Annotated in this window: 18 protein-coding genes; 3 read left to right on the plus strand and 15 right to left on the minus strand. The window is 67.6% G+C overall.

What is annotated here, in order from left to right; genetic code table 11:
- Positions 1 to 34: 34 nt before the first annotated feature.
- The 12 genes from BCL79_RS11405 to BCL79_RS11460 all read right to left on the minus strand — a co-directional run bounded on the left by BCL79_RS11405 (position 35) and on the right by BCL79_RS11460 (position 10,464).
- Positions 35 to 1,024 carry an efflux RND transporter periplasmic adaptor subunit gene (locus tag BCL79_RS11405; protein ID WP_121040943.1) on the minus strand — a complete coding sequence of 330 codons (990 nt, stop codon included), beginning with the start codon at positions 1,022 to 1,024 and terminating at the stop codon, positions 35 to 37.
- Positions 1,021 to 2,301: a TolC family protein gene (locus BCL79_RS11410; RefSeq protein WP_121040945.1), complete on the minus strand. Its 1,281-nt coding sequence runs from the start codon at positions 2,299 to 2,301 to the stop codon at positions 1,021 to 1,023. Before BCL79_RS11410 ends, BCL79_RS11405 begins: the two co-directional genes overlap by 4 nt.
- A gap of 54 nt (positions 2,302 to 2,355) precedes the next feature.
- Complete coding sequence (locus BCL79_RS11415) at positions 2,356 to 2,736, minus strand: DUF2946 family protein (RefSeq protein ID WP_121040947.1); 381 nt, start codon at positions 2,734 to 2,736, stop codon at positions 2,356 to 2,358.
- Between the two features lie 99 nt (positions 2,737 to 2,835).
- The gene (locus BCL79_RS11420) at positions 2,836 to 4,623 is read right to left on the minus strand and encodes a DUF885 domain-containing protein (RefSeq protein WP_121041343.1); all 1,788 of its coding nucleotides are present in this window, start codon (positions 4,621 to 4,623) and stop codon (positions 2,836 to 2,838) included.
- 84 nt (positions 4,624 to 4,707) lie between these two features.
- Positions 4,708 to 5,049: a lipid-A-disaccharide synthase N-terminal domain-containing protein gene (locus tag BCL79_RS11425; protein WP_121040949.1), complete on the minus strand. Its 342-nt coding sequence runs from the start codon at positions 5,047 to 5,049 to the stop codon at positions 4,708 to 4,710.
- The gene (locus tag BCL79_RS11430; protein WP_121040951.1) at positions 5,049 to 5,771 is read right to left on the minus strand and encodes a glycosyltransferase family 2 protein; all 723 of its coding nucleotides are present in this window, start codon (positions 5,769 to 5,771) and stop codon (positions 5,049 to 5,051) included. The genes BCL79_RS11425 and BCL79_RS11430 overlap by 1 nt, the downstream gene beginning before the upstream one ends.
- Before the next feature lie 87 nt (positions 5,772 to 5,858).
- Positions 5,859 to 6,824 (minus strand): SDR family NAD(P)-dependent oxidoreductase, encoded by a 966-nt coding sequence (locus tag BCL79_RS11435; RefSeq protein ID WP_121040953.1) that lies wholly within the window; start codon positions 6,822 to 6,824, stop codon positions 5,859 to 5,861.
- An 86-nt stretch (positions 6,825 to 6,910) separates the two neighbouring features.
- On the minus strand, positions 6,911 to 7,219 hold the full coding sequence (locus BCL79_RS11440; RefSeq protein WP_019185615.1) for a helix-hairpin-helix domain-containing protein: 309 nt from the start codon (positions 7,217 to 7,219) through the stop codon (positions 6,911 to 6,913).
- Between the two features lie 35 nt (positions 7,220 to 7,254).
- A complete protein-coding gene (locus tag BCL79_RS11445; protein ID WP_121040956.1) occupies positions 7,255 to 8,178 on the minus strand; it encodes a ParB/RepB/Spo0J family partition protein in 924 nt (307 codons plus the stop codon).
- Entirely contained in the window at positions 8,178 to 8,975 is a 798-nt protein-coding gene (locus BCL79_RS11450) for a ParA family protein (RefSeq protein ID WP_019185613.1), read from the minus strand. The genes BCL79_RS11445 and BCL79_RS11450 overlap by 1 nt, the downstream gene beginning before the upstream one ends.
- 200 nt (positions 8,976 to 9,175) lie before the next feature.
- Positions 9,176 to 9,814 (minus strand): 16S rRNA (guanine(527)-N(7))-methyltransferase RsmG, encoded by a 639-nt coding sequence (gene rsmG, locus BCL79_RS11455; protein WP_121040958.1) that lies wholly within the window; start codon positions 9,812 to 9,814, stop codon positions 9,176 to 9,178.
- 50 nt (positions 9,815 to 9,864) lie between these two features.
- Positions 9,865 to 10,464 (minus strand): 4'-phosphopantetheinyl transferase family protein, encoded by a 600-nt coding sequence (locus tag BCL79_RS11460; RefSeq protein ID WP_121040960.1) that lies wholly within the window; start codon positions 10,462 to 10,464, stop codon positions 9,865 to 9,867.
- Between the two features lie 90 nt (positions 10,465 to 10,554).
- Here BCL79_RS11460 and BCL79_RS11465 point away from each other — a divergent pair, with 90 nt between their 5' ends.
- Entirely contained in the window at positions 10,555 to 10,806 is a 252-nt protein-coding gene (locus BCL79_RS11465; protein WP_121040962.1) for a GlsB/YeaQ/YmgE family stress response membrane protein, read from the plus strand.
- 63 nt (positions 10,807 to 10,869) lie between these two features.
- Here the strand turns inward: BCL79_RS11465 and xth are convergent, their stop codons facing one another.
- The gene (xth, locus tag BCL79_RS11470; protein ID WP_121040964.1) at positions 10,870 to 11,637 is read right to left on the minus strand and encodes an exodeoxyribonuclease III; all 768 of its coding nucleotides are present in this window, start codon (positions 11,635 to 11,637) and stop codon (positions 10,870 to 10,872) included.
- A gap of 148 nt (positions 11,638 to 11,785) precedes the next feature.
- Between xth and BCL79_RS11475 the strand changes: the two genes are divergently transcribed.
- Both BCL79_RS11475 and BCL79_RS11480 read left to right on the plus strand, forming a co-directional pair.
- On the plus strand, positions 11,786 to 12,121 hold the full coding sequence (locus BCL79_RS11475; protein ID WP_147433890.1) for a hypothetical protein: 336 nt from the start codon (positions 11,786 to 11,788) through the stop codon (positions 12,119 to 12,121).
- Positions 12,122 to 12,376: 255 nt separating this feature from the next.
- A complete protein-coding gene (locus BCL79_RS11480; RefSeq protein WP_121040968.1) occupies positions 12,377 to 12,892 on the plus strand; it encodes a PH domain-containing protein in 516 nt (171 codons plus the stop codon).
- A gap of 22 nt (positions 12,893 to 12,914) precedes the next feature.
- Here the strand turns inward: BCL79_RS11480 and BCL79_RS11485 are convergent, their stop codons facing one another.
- Both BCL79_RS11485 and BCL79_RS11490 read right to left on the minus strand, forming a co-directional pair.
- The gene (locus BCL79_RS11485; RefSeq protein ID WP_121040970.1) at positions 12,915 to 14,330 is read right to left on the minus strand and encodes a coniferyl aldehyde dehydrogenase; all 1,416 of its coding nucleotides are present in this window, start codon (positions 14,328 to 14,330) and stop codon (positions 12,915 to 12,917) included.
- 180 nt (positions 14,331 to 14,510) lie between these two features.
- Entirely contained in the window at positions 14,511 to 16,166 is a 1,656-nt protein-coding gene (locus tag BCL79_RS11490) for an MFS transporter (protein ID WP_121040972.1), read from the minus strand.
- Positions 16,167 to 16,220: the final 54 nt, after the last annotated feature.

Consider the following 16,220-nt stretch of genomic DNA (forward strand, 5'->3'; position numbering starts at 1 on the left):
GTGGCGCCCTCCGGATGCGGGGCGCGGCAGCACGTCAATGTTCATGCGATGCCCCTGCCTTGCCGATGTCGGCCTTGACCACGTAGCTCTGCTCGACCACGACGTCTTCGCCGACGGTCAGGCCGCTGAGTACTTCGACCCTGCCCGCATCGCGCGCACCCAGGGTCACCGCACGCGCGGTGTAGGTATCTCCTTCGCGCACGAACACCACGTCCTTGCCATCCATCGTCTGCAACGCGCTCAGCGGCACCACCTGTGCGGCCGGCGTGGTGGCCACCACGATGCGCGCCTTGACCGCGGCACCGGGCCGCCATTGGCCGTCATCGTTGCGCAGCGTGGCGCGGGCGACCGTGCTCTGGCTGGCGGTGGCGGTGCCGGGCAGCACGCGTTCCAGCGTGGTGGCCTGGCTCACGCCGTCGGTCATGCGTGACACAGTGACCGGCACGCCGGCGGTGATGTGCTGGGTGTCGTTGCCGAAGATATGCAGGTCCACCCACAGCGTGGACAGATCGCCGACCTCGAACAACGGCGTGCCCTCGCCCGCCACTCCACCCACCTGCGCTTGGCGCGCGAGCACCACGCCACCGATCGGTGCGGTCACGGTGTAGGTGGTCAGGCTCAGGTTGCTCTCGATGCTGGCCAGCACCTGACCGGCGCGCACGCGGTCGCCGACATTGGCGCGTAGCGAACGGATCGGACCGGGGAAGCGCGCCATCACCTGCGCGACGCGGCCATCGACCGGGGTCAGCAGGCCCTGCACGTCGTGCTCGTCGGCAATGGTGCCGGCGACGACAGGTGCCACGCGGATGCCCGCCTGCTCGGCCATGGCCGCGGTGATGGTGGTGCTTTCCGGTGCATCGTGATCGTCATGATCATCGTCATGCCCGGCCTCGCCATGGCCGGCGTCCGTCGCGGCCGCCTCGGCCGGCGCCGCAGCGGGGTCACTGCTGCCGCAGCCGGTGAGCGCCATCAGCGCGATCAACAGGCTGGCGGCCAGCGCGGTACGGGTCTGGAAAAGGGTCATCGGCGGTCCTCCGTGGACACGGTGTCGGTTGCGGCGACCATGCTCTGGCCGGTCAGGCGCTGGAGTTCGATCAGGGCGGTCTGTGCGGCGATGGCCGCCTCACGCTGGCGCTGGCGTGCGTCGATCCGCATCGCCTGCAGCTGCGCCCATTCCATGTAACTGATCGCGCCGGCACGCCAGGCCTTCTCGGCAGCGTTCTCGGCACGCTGCAGCTGCGGCAGCACGTCGCGCGCCATGCGGGTGACTTCCAGCCGCGAGGTCAGGTAGCGGCCGTGCGCTTCGGCGAGGGTGGCGTACAGCTGCAGCGCGCGCGCGTCGCGCTCCACGCTGTTGAGTGCCAGTTCGGCCTCGGCCGCGCGGATCTCCGGGTCGGCACGGCGCACGCTGCCCAGCGGCAGGCTGAAACCGGCCACCAGGGAGGTGTCGCGGGTATCGCGGCTGTTGCGCACGCCCACCTGCCAGCTGACATCGGGCCGTGCCTGGGTGCGGGCCAGCTGCACCTGCGCTTCGCGGATGCGGCGCTCACCGGCCAGCACCGCCAGTTCCGGGGTGCGCTGCAGTTCCTCGGCGAGCACGGCGAAGTCCTGCAGCGCGGGCAGCTGCATCGGATCGCCGGTGACCACGTCGAAACCGGGCTCGCGCTGGCGCCACAACGCCGACAGCGACGCACGTGCGGACTGATCCATCTGCTGGGCGCGATCGCGGTCCAGTTCGGCCTGGGCCAACATCGCCTGCGCGGTCAGCAGCACCGATTCGGGCGAGGCGCCGGCCTGCAGGCGCAGCCGCGCGGCGGCGACGGCGCGCCTGCGCTGCTCGATATCGGTCTCGGCAATGCGCAGCTGCTGGCGCGCGTCGGTCACTGCCAGGTAGCGGCGGGCGACCTCGGCCATCAGGTCCAGGCGCGCGGTTTCGCGCTGCGGGGCCAGGCTGTCCAGGTTGGCCTGGGCCACGGCGCGGCGGGCATCCAGCTTGCCACCGCGTTCCAGCACGCCGGCCAGGGTGACGGTGACTTCGGCGGCATCGAAGCCGCGGGTATCACCGCTGCCGAGTGCGTTCTCCAGCTCCACGCCCACGGTCAAAGGGGGCGACAGGCCGGCCGCGTCACGGCGGGCTTCCCACACCGGGCGCTGGGCCTGCGCCAGACGCAGGTCGGGGTGGTACTGGGCGACGCGCGCGATGGCGTCGTCGAGGGTCAACGGTGCAGCAGGTGTCGTGCCCTGTGCGTACACGCACGGCACGAACGCAATGGCAGCCAAGGCTGCCAGACGCATCCACATGGGAGTCTCCAGAAAGCGATCAGAGGGCAAACGGCGGCGCGCGGCCGCAGGGCATCAGATCGCTATCGGAGGACGCAGCAGGTTCTCGGGCGGTTGGGTGCGCAGTTGCGCGATCAACCCGGCAGGGACCCCATGGCTGGGGGCTGCCGGCAGACTCCAGGCCATCGCGGCCATCGGCAGCACGCCGCCATGGCCATGGCAGTGGCCGCAATGCACCAGGGCATGCAGCCAGTCTTCGTTGCCGTCGTCGTCGCTGGATGCAGCGCCGGCCGTGTCATCGGCCGTGCCGTGCAGCTCGCTGCTGTCTGCGTGCACGGTCAGGTGGATATCGGCCAGGGCCGAGGCCAGCGAGCTGCCGAACACGCCCACACCGACCACCACCAGCATCAGCAGGCGGAGCAGCAGGGACGGACGCGGGCGGGCACGACGGAACATGGCCCGCAGGGTAGCCGGGCGTGAAGCCGTTACACAATCGCAGCCCGGCCGCTTGGTTCACGTTGGCCGGGGCCGGCACGATGGCCGGCCCCGCGCACCTCAGCTGGCGGCGGCCTTGCGCTGGGCGATGAAGGCCTGGATCTGCGCCTCCAGCACCGGCAGCGGCACCGAGCCCTGGCTGAGCACGGCGTCGTGGAAGGCCTTGACGTCGAAGCGGTCGCCCAGCTCCTGCTCGGCCTGCGCGCGCAGGCGCACGATCGCGATCTCACCGAGCTTGTAGCTCAGCGCCTGACCCGGCCAGGAAATGTAACGATCCACTTCGGTGGTCACTTCGTGCTCGCTCAGCGCGGTGTGGTCGCGCAGGTAGGACAGCGCCTGCTCGCGGGTCCAGCCCTTGTGGTGCACGCCGGTATCGATCACCAGACGCGCGGCGCGCCACATTTCGTAGGTCAGGCGGCCGAAATCCTCGTACGGCGTTTCGTAGATGCCCATCTCCACGCCGAGCTTCTCGCAGTACAGGCCCCAGCCTTCGCCATAGGCGGAGATGTAGTTGTTGCGGCGGAACGCGGGCTGCTCGCCCTGCTCTGCCGCCAGCGCGCCCTGCAGGGCATGGCCCGGATCGGACTCATGCAGGGTCAGCGCCGGCAGGTTGTACAGCGGCCGCGCCGGCAGGTTGTAGGTGTTGAGCCAGTAGGTGCCCATGCCGCCGCGGCCGGCGGTCCAGAACGGGGCGATGTCCGGCGGCACCGGCACGATGGTGAAGCGCGCGCGCGGCAGCGTCATGTACTTGCCGATCACGCCATCCACGCGCTTGGAGATCCACGCCGCACGATGCAGCAGCTCATCCGGGGTCTTGGCGTAGAACTGCGGATCGGTACGCAGGAAGGTCAGGAACTCGGCGAAGCTGCCCTTGAACTCGACCTGCTGGATGATGCCGTTCATCTCGGCCTGGATGCGTGCGACTTCCTTCAGCCCGATCTCGTGGATCTGCTGCGGGGTCAGGTCCAGCGTGGTGTATTCGTGAATCTGCTGCTTGTAGTACGCCTTGCCGCCCGGCATCGCCTCGGCGGCCAGGGTGGTGCGCGCCCGCGGCACGTACTCGCTGACGAAGAAGGTGCGCAGCTTGGCGAACGCCGGCACCACGCTGCCGCCGATGGCCTGGCGGGCCTGTTCCTGCAGCTGTGCCTGCTCGGCGGCCGGGATGCTGGCCGGCAGCTTCTTGAACGGGGCGTACAGCGGCGACTGGGTCGGGTCCTTCAGTTCGGACACGGTGGCGATGGACACCTCGCGGCCATCGAGCACCGCACGCGGCACGCTGAAACCGCGCTTGAGGCCGGCACGCATGTTCTCGGTCTGCTGCTCGAAGTAGCGCGGCACATCGTTCAGGCGTGCGATGTAGTTGCGGTAGTCCTGCGCGGTCTTCATCTCGCGCCGGGCCATGAAGGACAGGTTGGACCAGAACGAGGAGTCCGCGTTGAACGGCATTTCGTAGGCGCGCAGACGCACCTCGGCAGCCAGGTTGAACACCTGGTCGCGGTAGATCGCGTAGTTGATGCGGTTTTCGGCCGAGAGCGCCTGGGTGTCGAGCTTGTCCAGCTGGGCCAGGACGTCGTCCCAGACCTTCAACCGGCCCTGCTGCGCGGCGGCGCCGACATCGGGCATGCGGGTGGCATTGGCCGGGCCGTCACCGTCTTCGCTGGCCTCACCGCCCCCGGCTTCGCGCCAGGCCCATTCCTTCTCGTAGATCGCGCGGAACTGCGCATCGGCAGGGCTTTCAGTGGCCAGGCTGGCCGGGGCGGCAGCCGGGGCAGCCGGAGGAGCAGCCAGGGCAGCGCCGGCGGGAAGGGCCAGGGCGAGCAGCAGCGCAGCAACGAGCGGTGATTTCACGGTCAAGGGTTCCCGAGGGACGGCAAACCCCGATCATGGCACCAAGCCGGCGGGCGGTGCATGGATCAAAGGTCCTGCCCGCCCCTAGTGCGTCGCCTTGTCCCGCTTCCACCCACGGTGCGCGATATCCAGCTTCAGGCTGTACAGCGCGGTGAAGGCCGGGAACAGATTCTGCAGCACGCCCACCGAGTCCTGTTTGGCCGAGAACAGGAAGTAGCTCAGCGTCATCAGGCTGCCGACCACGCTCATGTACCAGAACAGGCGTGGGATCACCGGCTTGCCGGCGCGGCGCGAGGCCACGAACTGGACCAGCCAGCGGCCGCCGAACATCAGTGCGCCGGTGTAGCCGATCAGCTTCCAGCCGGTCACATGCAGGCCGGTCCAGTACAACCAGGTCAGCGGCTGATCGAGCCAGTGCAGTTCCATCAGCGTTCTTCCACGGCGGTGCGCTTGCTGCGCGTGATCAGCCAGGCCACCCCGCGCAGATCACGGATGCCGACCAGGGCGCGGCCGAGATTGTTGTACTTGGAGACCCCGGCGGTGCGGTGCCGGTGATTGACCGGCACGCTGGTGGTCTTCCAGCCGGCCCGCTGCATCAGCGCCGGCAGGTAGCGGTGCATGTGGTCGAAGTACGGCAACTCCAGGAACGCAGCGCGCTCGAACAGCTTGATGCCGCAGCCGGTATCGGGGGTATCGTCGCGCAGCATGCGCGCGCGGATCGCGTTGGCCCACTTGCTGGCCCAGCGCTTGCTGCCCGAATCCTGGCGATTCACCCGCCACCCGGCGAACAGTTTGACCTCGGTGGCGGCCGCGGCACGGGCCGCAAGCAGCTTGGGGATGTCGGCCGGGTCGTTCTGGCCGTCACCATCCAGGGTGGCGATCCACGGCGCGCGCGCGTGCTTGACGCCGTTGCGTACCGCGGTGCTCTGCCCGCTCTGGGTGACGTGGTGCAGCACCCGCAGCTCCGGCGTGGAGGCCTTCAGGGCCTGCAGCACCGCCAGGGTGTCGTCGCGCGAGTGGTCGTCGATATAGACGATTTCAAAATCGACCTGCCCGCGCAGTGCGGTGGTGATCTCGTGGATCAGGGGCGTGACGTTGTCGCGTTCATTGAAGACCGGGACGACGACCGACAACTGGGGTTGGCTCATGGTCGGGCTCTGCGAATGGCCAGGATCGAAAAAGAGCGCGCATTTTCCGCACCCGAGGTTATCCGAAGATGAATCGGCGCGTGTGTGTCAGGCGTGATCGCCGAAATACTCGCGGCACCAGGCCACCACCGGCGGCAGACCGCGCTCGATCGGCATCGCCGGTTCATAGCCGAAAGCGTCATGCGCACGCGTGGTATCGGCCATGGTGCGGACCATGTCGCCGGGCTGCATCGGCTTGTAGACCTTCTGCGCCGGGCGTCCGGCCGCCGCCTCGATGACGCCGATGAAGTGCTCCAGCTCGATCGGCGTGTGGTTGCCGAGGTTGAACACCCGGTGCGGCACCGTTTCGCTGGACGGATGCGCCAGCGCGCCGAGGATGCCATCCACGATGTCGGAGACATGTGTGAAGTCGCGCTGCATTTTTCCGTCGTTGAACACGTCGATCGGCCGCCCGGCCAGGACCGCGCGCGAGAACAGCAGCGGTGCCATGTCCGGGCGGCCCCACGGGCCGTACACGGTGAAGAAGCGCAGGCCGGTGGCGTGCAGGCCATACAGCTGGGCATAGGTGTAGGCCATCAGCTCGTTGGCGGCCTTGGTCGCGGCGTACAGCGAGCGCGGCTTGTCGATGCGCTGGTCTTCGGAAAACGGCGGGGTCGCCGAATCGCCGTACACCGAGCTGCTCGAGGCGTACACCAGATGGGCCACGCCGCGATGGCGGCACAGTTCCAGCATGTTGACGAAGCCGGTCAGGTTGCTGTCGACGTAGGCATGCGGGTTTTCCAGCGAATAGCGCACGCCGGCCTGTGCGGCCAGGTGGATGACGCGGGTCGGCTGGACCTCGTCGAACAGCGCGGCCAGGCCGTCGCGGTCGGTCAGGTCGAGCACGCGGATGTCCGCCTCCGGGCACAGCGCAGCCACGCGATCGCGCTTGATCTGCGGATCGTAGTAATCGTTGTAGTTGTCCAGGCCGACGACGCGCTCACCGCGCTCAAGCAGGGCCTTGCAGGTGTTGGCGCCGATGAAACCGGCGGCGCCGGTCACGAGAATCGTCATGGGGTCTGTCCGTCATGCAGCCACGTATCAATACAGTGTTTTGCCGGAACGCACGCGTGGCGATCCGCGCATCCCGGTGGCCCGCCTCACCAGAGGCTGAGCGGCGCTTCCTTGGCCAGGGTGGCCTTGCGTTCCTTGCTGAAATCCCACCACGGCCGCGGCGCCTCGCCCTGCATGAAACGCAGCACCGACAGAAATACATCGATCACACAGGGGTCGTGCATCACCCCGGTGCGCAGACACAGCTGCGCGTACATGTCGTAGGCATCGCGACCGCGCAGATGCGCTGGCACGCGGATGCCGATCAGACGGAGATCTTTCTCACAGGCCGGCCCGACATTCGGCAGGTCGGTCAGACGCAACAGATGGTTGCGGTCGACCTTGGTGGGGTTCATTGGTTGGGGGAAATCCTCTGACGCCTGCGGGGGACTCAGCCCTTCTGTGCGCGAAGTCGGTCGAGCACGCCATCCAGCGTGTCCAGGTCGGTGTAATGGATGATCAGCTTGCCCTTGCCGCCACGGCCATGGGCGATCGCCACGCGGGCGCCCAGCGACTCGGACAACTCGGTTTCCAGCGAAGCGATATCGGCCTGCGGCGCGGCGGCGGTGGGCTTCTTGCGCAGCGCGCCGGGCACTTTGCCAGCAGCGAACTGCTGCGCGCGGTGTTCCACTTCGCGCACCGACCAGCCCTGGTCGGCCGCTTCCTGGGCCAGCTTGCTGGCCAGTTCCGGTGCCAGGGTGAGCAGCGCGCGGGCATGGCCCATTTCCAGCCGGCGGGTTTCCAGCAGCAGGCGGATCGCGATCGGCAGCTCCAGCAGGCGCAGCAGGTTGGACACCGCCGCGCGCGAGCGGCCGACGGCCTGGGCGGCTTCGGCATGGGTGAGGGCGAACTCGCTGATCAGCCGCTGCAGCGCTTCGGCTTCTTCGAGCGGATTGAGGTCTTCGCGCTGGATGTTCTCGATCAGCGCCATCGCGATGACGGTGCGGTCTTCCAGCTCGCGCACCACCACCGGTACTTCATCCAGACCGGCCAGCTGCGACGCGCGCCAACGGCGTTCGCCGGCCACGATCTCGAAGCTGTCCGCGCCCAGCTGGCGGACCAGGATCGGCTGGATCACGCCCTGCGCCTTGATCGACTCGGCCAGCTCGGCAAGCTTGGTCTCGTCCATGTCGCGGCGCGGCTGGTATTTGCCCGGCTGCAGATGACCGACCGGCAGCTTGCGCAGGCGTTCACCCGGCAGCGGTTCGACCACGGCCGCCGCCTGCACCTGTGTCACCGCCCCCTTGGGCCCCAACAGCGCGTCGAGGCCACGGCCGAGGCCGCGTTTCTTGCCGAGGGCAGGCTTGGTGCTCATCAGGCGGTCTCCATGGCCTTGTCGGCCTTCTTGCGTTGGTTGTTGCGACGGATGATCTCGCCGGCCAGGCCGAGATAGGCAACGCCACCGCGCGAGGCACGGTCGTACCCGACGATGCTCTGGCCATGGCTGGGCGCCTCGGCCAGGCGCACGTTGCGCGGCACGATGGTGCGGAACACCTGCTCGCCGAAGTGCTCGGTCAGCTCGGCCGACACGGCATTGGCCAGGTTGTTGCGCACATCGAACATGGTCCGCAGCACCCCCTCGATCTCCAGCGCGGGATTGAGGTTGGCACGCAGCGCTTCGATGGTTTCCACCAGCGCGCTCAGGCCTTCCAGCGCGTAGTACTCGCACTGCATCGGCACGATCACCGAATCGGCGGCGGCCAGCGCGTTGAGCGTCAGCAGCGACAGCGCCGGCGGGCAGTCGATCAGGATGTAGTCGTATTCGTCACGGATCGGGGCCAGCGCGCGCTTGAGGCGCTGCTCGCGCTCGCTCTGGTCCATCAGCTGGATCTCGGCGGCGGTCAGGTCGATGTTGCCCGGGAGCAGGTCGAAACCTTCCGGCGTCTTGACCCGGACCTCGGCCGCGGTGCTTTCGCCCAGCAGCAGGTCACAGGTGGAGGCGGCGACTTCGCGCTTGTCCACGCCGCTGCCCATGGTCGCATTGCCTTGGGAATCGAGGTCGACAAGAAGCACGCGCTTGGGTGCAGCAGCCAGGGAGGCGGCCAGATTGACGGCGGTCGTGGTCTTGCCGACGCCACCTTTCTGGTTGGCGATGGCGATGATGCGGGCCATGCGGGTGAGCCTCATCGGCAGGGAGTGGGACTGGTCATTATGCGTATATGGGGCGTGTCATGCACTGTGAGATGCGTGGCAGGCACGCGCCGCAATGCCGCAGCGACGCCCACGGGCACGCCGACGGCGCCGCATGGGGCCATCGCGGGAAGGGGCGGGACGACCGTGGGGCGGGCGCTGCGGGCAGCGAAGTCACCGGCTCACGGGCCGATGACCACCACCAGATGACGTTCGCCGGTCAATCCAGGGACGCTCAAGGGCAGCACCTGCTCGACCGACCAGCCGGCCGGCAGCTGCGCGATCTCGTCGTGCGGGTACACGCCTTTCATCGCCAGCAGGCGGCCGCCCGGGCGCAGCAGATGCCCACCGACCCGGATGATCCCGGCCAGGGTATCCATCGCGCGGGCGGTCAGATGGTCGTAGGCGGCCGGTTCGGCCAGCGACTCGGCACGCGACTCGGCCACGCGGGCGTTGCCCAGGCCCAGCTGGCGCACGGCCTCGCGCATGAAGCGGGCTTTCTTGCCGTTGCTCTCGACCAGGGTCACCTGCAACTGCGGGCGCGCGATCGCCAGCGGGATGCCCGGCAGCCCGGGGCCGGTGCCCAGATCGGCCAGGGTGCCGGTCTCCAGGTACGGCTGCATCGCCAGCGAATCGAGCAGATGGCGGGTCACCATCTCCAGCGGATCGCGGATGGCGGTCAGGTTGTAGGTGCGGTTCCAGCGGTCGAGCAGGGTCAGGTAGGTCAGCAGCGGTGGTGCCAGCGCGGCGTCCAGCTGCATGGCGGCCAGGCCGCGCTCAAGCGCATCGGCCACGCCAGCGGGGAGGGTGTGTTCTGTCATGGCACCATTATCGCAGGTCGGTAGAGCCGACCGTTGGTCGGCTGCCCATCTCACATCGCATGCCAGGCCAGCGCGGCGCGGAAATGATCGGCCGCCTGCCACTCGTGCAGGTGCCAGCGCTCGGCCGGGCCCAGTTCCGGATCACACCAGGCCAGGTGCAGGCCACCGTCGATGCCGGGCGCGAGCTGCAGCCGGTGCAGACCGAAGGAGATGCCCTGCCCCTGCGCCTTCAACAGCGCTTCCTTGGCGCACCACACGCGGAAGAACCAATGGTTGCGGGCGTTCTCGTCCAGCGATTCCAGCCAGGCGATCTCGGCCGGGTGGAAGAAGCGCTGCACGATGTCCAGCATCCGTGGGCGCGGGCGCAGGGGTTCCAGGTCAACGCCGAGGCGGACGCCTTCACCGAGAGCGACCAGCAGCTGCCCGTGGCTGTGGCTCCAGCCGGTGCCGACATGCGCCAACGGGCCATGCAGCGCCGGCCGGCCGCGCGGGTCGCGCTGCAGCGGCAGGTCCTCCGGCGCCCCGCCCAGCTGCTCGGCCAGCAGCACCCGGGCCTGAGGCTCGCCCCGGGTGCCCGGCACATGCGGCAGGCGCCAGACCGTGACCGGGCCGAAGCGCCACGGGCCGTCCAGGGTGGCCGGCAGGGTCATGCGAACACCCCGAAAAGAGCACTGCACGGTGACTTCACGGCACGTACCGTCAACTGGCCCGGTGCCATCCACTTATTGGGAGTCAACGTCATGGGCATCATCATCTGGTTGATCGTCGGCGGTATCGTGGGCTGGCTTGCGAGCATCATCATGCGGCGCGATGCACAGCAGGGCATCATCCTGAACATCGTGGTCGGCATCGTCGGCGCGCTGATTGCCGGCTACTTTTTCGGCGGTGGCATCAATGAAGCGATCACCATCCGCACCTTCCTGTACTCGTTGATCGGCGCCGTGATCCTGCTCGCGATCGTGAATCTGTTTACGCGTCGAAGCGTCCGGTAACGAACGCACGTACAACGTGTGATCGACAGGGCCCGGCACTGCCGGGCCTTGTTGTTTCCGCGGTCAGCCCAGCTGCACCCAGGCCGGGGCGTGGTCGCTGGGGCGCTCCCAGGTACGCGGCTCACGGTCGATGCCCGAGCCCAGCGCGCGCGCCTTGAGCGCGTCGGAGACCAGGGTCAGGTCGATGCGCAGGCCGAGGTTGCGACGGAAGCCGGCCGCCCGGTAGTCCCACCAGCTGAACACGCCCTCTTCCTCGCTGTGCAGGCGGAAGGCATCGTGCAGGCCCAGATTCAGCAGCTTGTTCAGGGCACCGCGCTCGGCGGTGGAGGTCAGGATGTGGTTCTCGTTCCAGACCAGCGGGTCGTGCACGTCGCGGGCATCGGGCGCGATGTTGAAGTCACCCATCACCACCAGCTCCGGGTACCTGGCCAGCTCGGCCTCGACCCAGGCATGCACGGCCTCAAGCCAGCGCAGCTTGTAGGCGTACTTGTCGGTGCCCACGTCCTGGCCGTTGACCACGTACAGGTTGATGATGCGCACGCCGTTGACGGTGCCGGCGATGGCACGCTTCTGCTCATCCTCGAAACCGGGAATGCCGATCTGCACGTCCTGCGCCGGCTCGCGGGAGAGCAGCGCGACGCCGTTGTAGGTCTTCTGCCCGGCAAACACGCTGCGGTAGCCCAGCCCGGCCAGCACCGCGTCGGGGAACTTGTGGTCCTCCATCTTGGTTTCCTGGATGCCGACCACGTCCGGCGCGAACGCCGTGAGCCATTGTTCCAGGTGCGGCAGGCGCACGTTGAGCGAGTTGACGTTCCAGGAGGCGATTTTCATGCGGGCATTCTACCTGTGGCGCGCGCCGGGCAGCCACGGTAGTGCCGGCCGCTGGCCGGCAGCCTCACGTGCTCGGGGCACGCAGATTTTTGCCACACGTCTGCGTCCCCCGCTAGGCTGTGAGTCACCCCAGTAGCGTAGATATCCCATGGATGCAGATGCTTTCGTAGCAAAGTGGTACGCCGAGAAAGTGCGCCTGCTGGCCGCTGTATGGACCCCAGGCACGGCGTCCGCGGCAAGGGTCGCCGCGATGGAGCTGTCGCCCGATCAGACCCGGCAGTTGCGGGAGATGCTCGATGCGTTCACCACCGACGCGCTGTACACCCTGCTGCTCGGGCTGGATGGCAGCGCCGCGCTGGGCGGTGACCAGCGCCACTACCCCCTGCTGGACGAGGACGGTTCGGTGATCGCCGAGGAAGGCGAGCTGGAAGCTGCGGCCTATGCGTGGTTCCACGACGGCCGGTCGTCGCAGGCGGGGCGTTGAGGGTGCTTTGCGCCACATGACGTGATTGACCCGCAGCGTCACTCGCCAGCGGAGGCGCCGGGGCCAGCGGCGCAACACATTGTCCAGTGGGCAAGGGGATATCACGCTGTAAATGTCGCAGCTGCCTCGATTTCTGTAGGTGCTTTCGCACATCAAGGCGAGGAGCTTCCCCACTTGTATCGTTGTCGACCGGAGGAAGATTCTCGACATGCCGCCCGTGACTGCAACATATGCCCGAAGGAGTTCCGACACCCCATGCCCATTGAATTCGCCTTCCACGCGCTGAACTACAAAACGCTCGCTGCGGTGCTGCTGATCGGCGTCGTCCCGCTGCTGTTGGTCGGCATGGCGGTCTACTTCTTCGGGCAGGACAGAATTTCCCAGATAGCCGCACTCGGCGCCACCTCACTTGCCGTCATCATCGGCCTGCTTGGCGTCTGGCAACTCAGCGCGATCCGACTGACGGCGGACGCCACGACCCTGACCGTGGGGGGCGGCGCGTACACCGTATCGGTCCCGATGGCGCAGATTGATCTCTCCGCTGCACGCCGACGGCTGCCCGGCAGCAACGACACCCCACTGACCTTGCGAACCAATGGCATCGGCATGCCGGGCCTCTCACTTGGGTGGTTCCGCACCAGCAACGGGAAGGCATTTGCCGCGGTGACGGATCCGGACAGGGTGGTGATCCTGCCGACGACGGCCGGTTACACGCTGCTGGTCTCCCCGGAGGATCCCGACGCGTTCCTGGCCGCGCTCAGGCGTCTTTAGCGGGCGTCCATGCCGGCGGCCCTCACCGCACCATCGCCTTCAACATCCCGGCGATCTTCGAATACGGCGGCTTGAGCAGATCGCTGGCGGCCCAGCGCGACTGCCACAGGATCGGCAGCTGCTTGCTCATCGCATCGAAACCGGCGCGCGCGTGATAGGCGCCCATGCCACTCGGGCCAACGCCGCCGAACGGCAGCCCATTGACCGCGAAATGCAGCAGCGTGTCGTTGACGGTGACGCCGCCAGCCACGACCTGCGCCAGCACCCGTTCCACCTGCGTACGTTCGTGACTGAAGACGTACAGCGCCAACGGGCGGTCACGGGACTGCACGTCCGCGATGGCAGCGTCCAGATCCGGATACGCGCAGACCGGCAGGATCGGACCGAAGATCTCTTCGCGCATCAGGGCCAGATCGGCCGGCGGATCGAGCACGATGGTCGGCACGATCAGCCGCTCGCGCTGCGCACGCTCGGGATCGACCGTGGCCAGTTCGATCACCGGCACGCCCCGCGCGCGGGCTTCATCGAGATAGCCACGCAGGCGCTGGTACTGGCCGTCGTGGATGATGCGCGTGTAATCGGCGGCGTCGCTGAAATCGCCATAGCGCGCCTGCACCTGGGTCTGCAGTTGCTGCACCAGTTCGCGCTGGCGATGGCCGTCGATCAACACGTAGTCCGGGGCGATGCAGGTCTGGCCGGCATTGAAGAATTTTCCGGTGGCCAGGCGCGCGGCCGCCTTCTCCAGCGGGTAATCGCTGCAGACGATGGCCGGGGATTTGCCCCCCAGCTCCAAGGTCAGCGGGGTGAGGTGCTCGGCGGCCGCCGCCATCACCTTGCGGCCGATGGTAGTGGAGCCGGTGAACACCAGGTGGTCCAGCGGCGAGCCGGCCACGGCGCTGGCGAGGTCTCCATCGCCCTGCACGACCGCCACCCGATCCGGGGCGAACACGTCGGCCAGCAGCGACTGCAGGAAGGCGCTGGTGCGCGGCGTGTGCTCGGACGGCTTGAGGATCACGTGGTTGCCGGCGGCGATCGCGGTCGCCAGCGGAATCAGGGCCAGGTTGACCGGATAGTTCCAGGGCGAGATCACCCCGACCACGCCCAGCGGCACCGGCCGGGTCTGGGCGCGCGCCGGCCAGAACCGCCAGCCGACGCCGACCCGGCGCGGGCGTATCCAGCCGCGCAGGTGGCTGCACAGGTGATCGATATCGCCCAGCACGGTCATGCCGTCGGCGATCAGTGATTCGTGGGTGGAGCGGTGGCCGAAATCGGCCGAGATCACCGCGGCCATCTCCGGCAGGCGCGCCTTGAGGGCGGCGCGCAGGCGCTGCAGGTCGTCGCGGCGCTGTTCCAGCGTCGGGCGGTTGGCCTGCCAAGCAGTACGCAGGGTCTGCAGGATCGCGGGAAGCGCGGCGGGATCGGTGTGGGCATCGCTCATGGGCCGACTATAGCGGCAGGCTGCGTGACAGCGGGTCAGGGTAGTGCCGGCCGCTGGCCGGCAGCCTCACACGCTTCTCCGTAGGTTCATCGGGAGCCGGCCAGCGGCCGGCACTACCCCGGACACAGAAGGGGCCGCGATCTGCATCGCGGCCCCTTCGTCTTGCCATGTGGATCACCGTTACTTGGTGATATCCACATCCTTGGTTTCATGCAGGAACAGGCCACCGACCACGACCGTCATCAACGCGATGATGATCGGGTACCACAGGCCGTAGTAGAGGTTGCCGGTACCGGCCACCAGCGCGAAGGAAATCGCTGGCAGGAAGCCACCGAACCAGCCGTTGCCGATGTGGTACGGCAGCGACATCGAGGTGTAGCGGATACGCGTCGGGAACAGCTCGACCAGGTAGGCGGCGATCGGGCCGTAGACCATGGTCACGTACAGCACCAGCAGCCACAGCATGAAGATCGTGCCGGGGATGTTGATGCGCGCGTTGTCAGCCTTGGCCGGGTAACCGGCGGCACCCAACGCACCCTTGAGCTCTCCGCCGAAGGCATCGCCCTTGGCCTTGAGTTCTTCCTTGGTCAGGCCTGCGGCCTCGTAGGAGGTCACGGCGGTGGTCCCGACGTTGACCGTCGCCAGCGTACCGGCCGGTGCCGGCTTCACTTCATACGGCACACCGGCCTTGGTCAGGGCCGCGGTGGCCACGTCGCAGGAGCTGGTGAACTTGCGCAGGCCGACCGGATCGAACTGGAACGAGCAGGTGTTCGGATCGGCATTGACCAGCGCCGGCGAGTTGGTGCGGGCTTCTTCGATGGCCGGGTTGGCGAAGTGGGTCAGGCCCTTGAAGATCGGGATGTAGGTGATGGCAGCCAGCAGACAGCCGGCCAGGATGATCTTCTTGCGGCCGATACGGTCGGACAGCCAGCCGAAGAAGATGAAGAACGGCACGCCCAGCGCCAGCGCTGCGGCGATCAGCAGGTAGGAGGTGGTGGGGTCGACCTTGAGCATGCTGCTCAGGAAGAACAGCGCGTAGAACTGGCCGCCGTACCACACCACGGCCTGGCCGGCTGCGGCACCGAGCAGGACCAGCAGCATCAGCTTGAGGTTGCCGTCCTTGAGGCTGTCGCGGAACGGGGTCTTGGAGCCCTTGCCTTCGGCCTTCATCTGCTGGAACAGCGGGGATTCGCTCAGCTGCAGGCGGATCCACACCGAGATGCCCAGCAGCACGATCGAGACCAGGAACGGAATACGCCAGCCCCAGGCTTCGAACGCTTCATTGCCCAGGAAGTAGCGGCAGGCCAGGATGATCAGCAGCGACATGAACAGGCCGAGCGTCGCGGTGCACTGGATGAAGCTGGTGTACAGGCCACGCTTGTCGGCCGGCGCGTGCTCGGCAACATAGGTCGCGGCACCACCGTATTCGCCACCCATCGCCAGACCCTGAGCCAGACGCAGGATGATCAGGATCACCGGGGCGGCGAAACCGATCGAGGCGTAGTTGGGCAGCACGCCGACCAGGAAGGTCGAGATGCCCATGATCAGGATCGTGACCAGGAAGGTGTACTTGCGGCCGATGCGGTCGCCGAGGCTGCCGAAGAAGGCCGCACCGAACGGGCGCACGAAGAAGCCGGCCGCGAACGCCAGCAGGGCGAAGATCATGCCCGTGGTTTCATTGACGCCGCTGAAGAACTGCTTGGCGATGATCGCGGCGAGCGAACCGTACAGGAAGAAGTCGTACCACTCGAAGACGGTACCCAGGCTGGACGCGAAGATGACCTTCTTGTGTCCTTGGGTAAGTTGGGCTTTCGTTGGTGCGGGTGTGGTGGACATAAGACGCTTCCCCTCCGAAGCAATCGTTGTGGTGTGCCGGCTGTACGCCGGCAC

The organism is Stenotrophomonas rhizophila (assembly GCF_003651185.1).
In the GTDB taxonomy this organism is placed as follows: domain Bacteria; phylum Pseudomonadota; class Gammaproteobacteria; order Xanthomonadales; family Xanthomonadaceae; genus Stenotrophomonas; species Stenotrophomonas maltophilia_Z.

What these genes read in the sequence shown, in the direction of transcription:
- BCL79_RS11460 (WP_121040960.1), bottom strand. Translation starts at nt 10,464, where the DNA reads ATGACCCTGCCGGCCACCCTGGACGGCCCGTGGCGCTTCGGCCCGGTC.
- BCL79_RS11485 (WP_121040970.1), bottom strand. Translation starts at nt 14,330, where the DNA reads ATGAGCGATGCCCACACCGATCCCGCCGCGCTTCCCGCGATCCTGCAG.
- BCL79_RS11475 (WP_147433890.1), top strand. Translation starts at nt 11,786, where the DNA reads ATGGATGCAGATGCTTTCGTAGCAAAGTGGTACGCCGAGAAAGTGCGC.
- BCL79_RS11425 (WP_121040949.1), bottom strand. Translation starts at nt 5,049, where the DNA reads ATGGAACTGCACTGGCTCGATCAGCCGCTGACCTGGTTGTACTGGACC.
- BCL79_RS11480 (WP_121040968.1), top strand. Translation starts at nt 12,377, where the DNA reads ATGCCCATTGAATTCGCCTTCCACGCGCTGAACTACAAAACGCTCGCT.
- BCL79_RS11410 (WP_121040945.1), bottom strand. Translation starts at nt 2,301, where the DNA reads ATGTGGATGCGTCTGGCAGCCTTGGCTGCCATTGCGTTCGTGCCGTGC.
- BCL79_RS11415 (WP_121040947.1), bottom strand. Translation starts at nt 2,736, where the DNA reads ATGTTCCGTCGTGCCCGCCCGCGTCCGTCCCTGCTGCTCCGCCTGCTG.
- rsmG (WP_121040958.1), bottom strand. Translation starts at nt 9,814, where the DNA reads ATGACAGAACACACCCTCCCCGCTGGCGTGGCCGATGCGCTTGAGCGC.
- BCL79_RS11490 (WP_121040972.1), bottom strand. Translation starts at nt 16,166, where the DNA reads ATGTCCACCACACCCGCACCAACGAAAGCCCAACTTACCCAAGGACAC.
- BCL79_RS11435 (WP_121040953.1), bottom strand. Translation starts at nt 6,824, where the DNA reads ATGACGATTCTCGTGACCGGCGCCGCCGGTTTCATCGGCGCCAACACC.
- BCL79_RS11445 (WP_121040956.1), bottom strand. Translation starts at nt 8,178, where the DNA reads ATGAGCACCAAGCCTGCCCTCGGCAAGAAACGCGGCCTCGGCCGTGGC.
- BCL79_RS11465 (WP_121040962.1), top strand. Translation starts at nt 10,555, where the DNA reads ATGGGCATCATCATCTGGTTGATCGTCGGCGGTATCGTGGGCTGGCTT.
- BCL79_RS11405 (WP_121040943.1), bottom strand. Translation starts at nt 1,024, where the DNA reads ATGACCCTTTTCCAGACCCGTACCGCGCTGGCCGCCAGCCTGTTGATC.
- BCL79_RS11450 (WP_019185613.1), bottom strand. Translation starts at nt 8,975, where the DNA reads ATGGCCCGCATCATCGCCATCGCCAACCAGAAAGGTGGCGTCGGCAAG.
- BCL79_RS11430 (WP_121040951.1), bottom strand. Translation starts at nt 5,771, where the DNA reads ATGAGCCAACCCCAGTTGTCGGTCGTCGTCCCGGTCTTCAATGAACGC.
- xth (WP_121040964.1), bottom strand. Translation starts at nt 11,637, where the DNA reads ATGAAAATCGCCTCCTGGAACGTCAACTCGCTCAACGTGCGCCTGCCG.
- BCL79_RS11440 (WP_019185615.1), bottom strand. Translation starts at nt 7,219, where the DNA reads ATGAACCCCACCAAGGTCGACCGCAACCATCTGTTGCGTCTGACCGAC.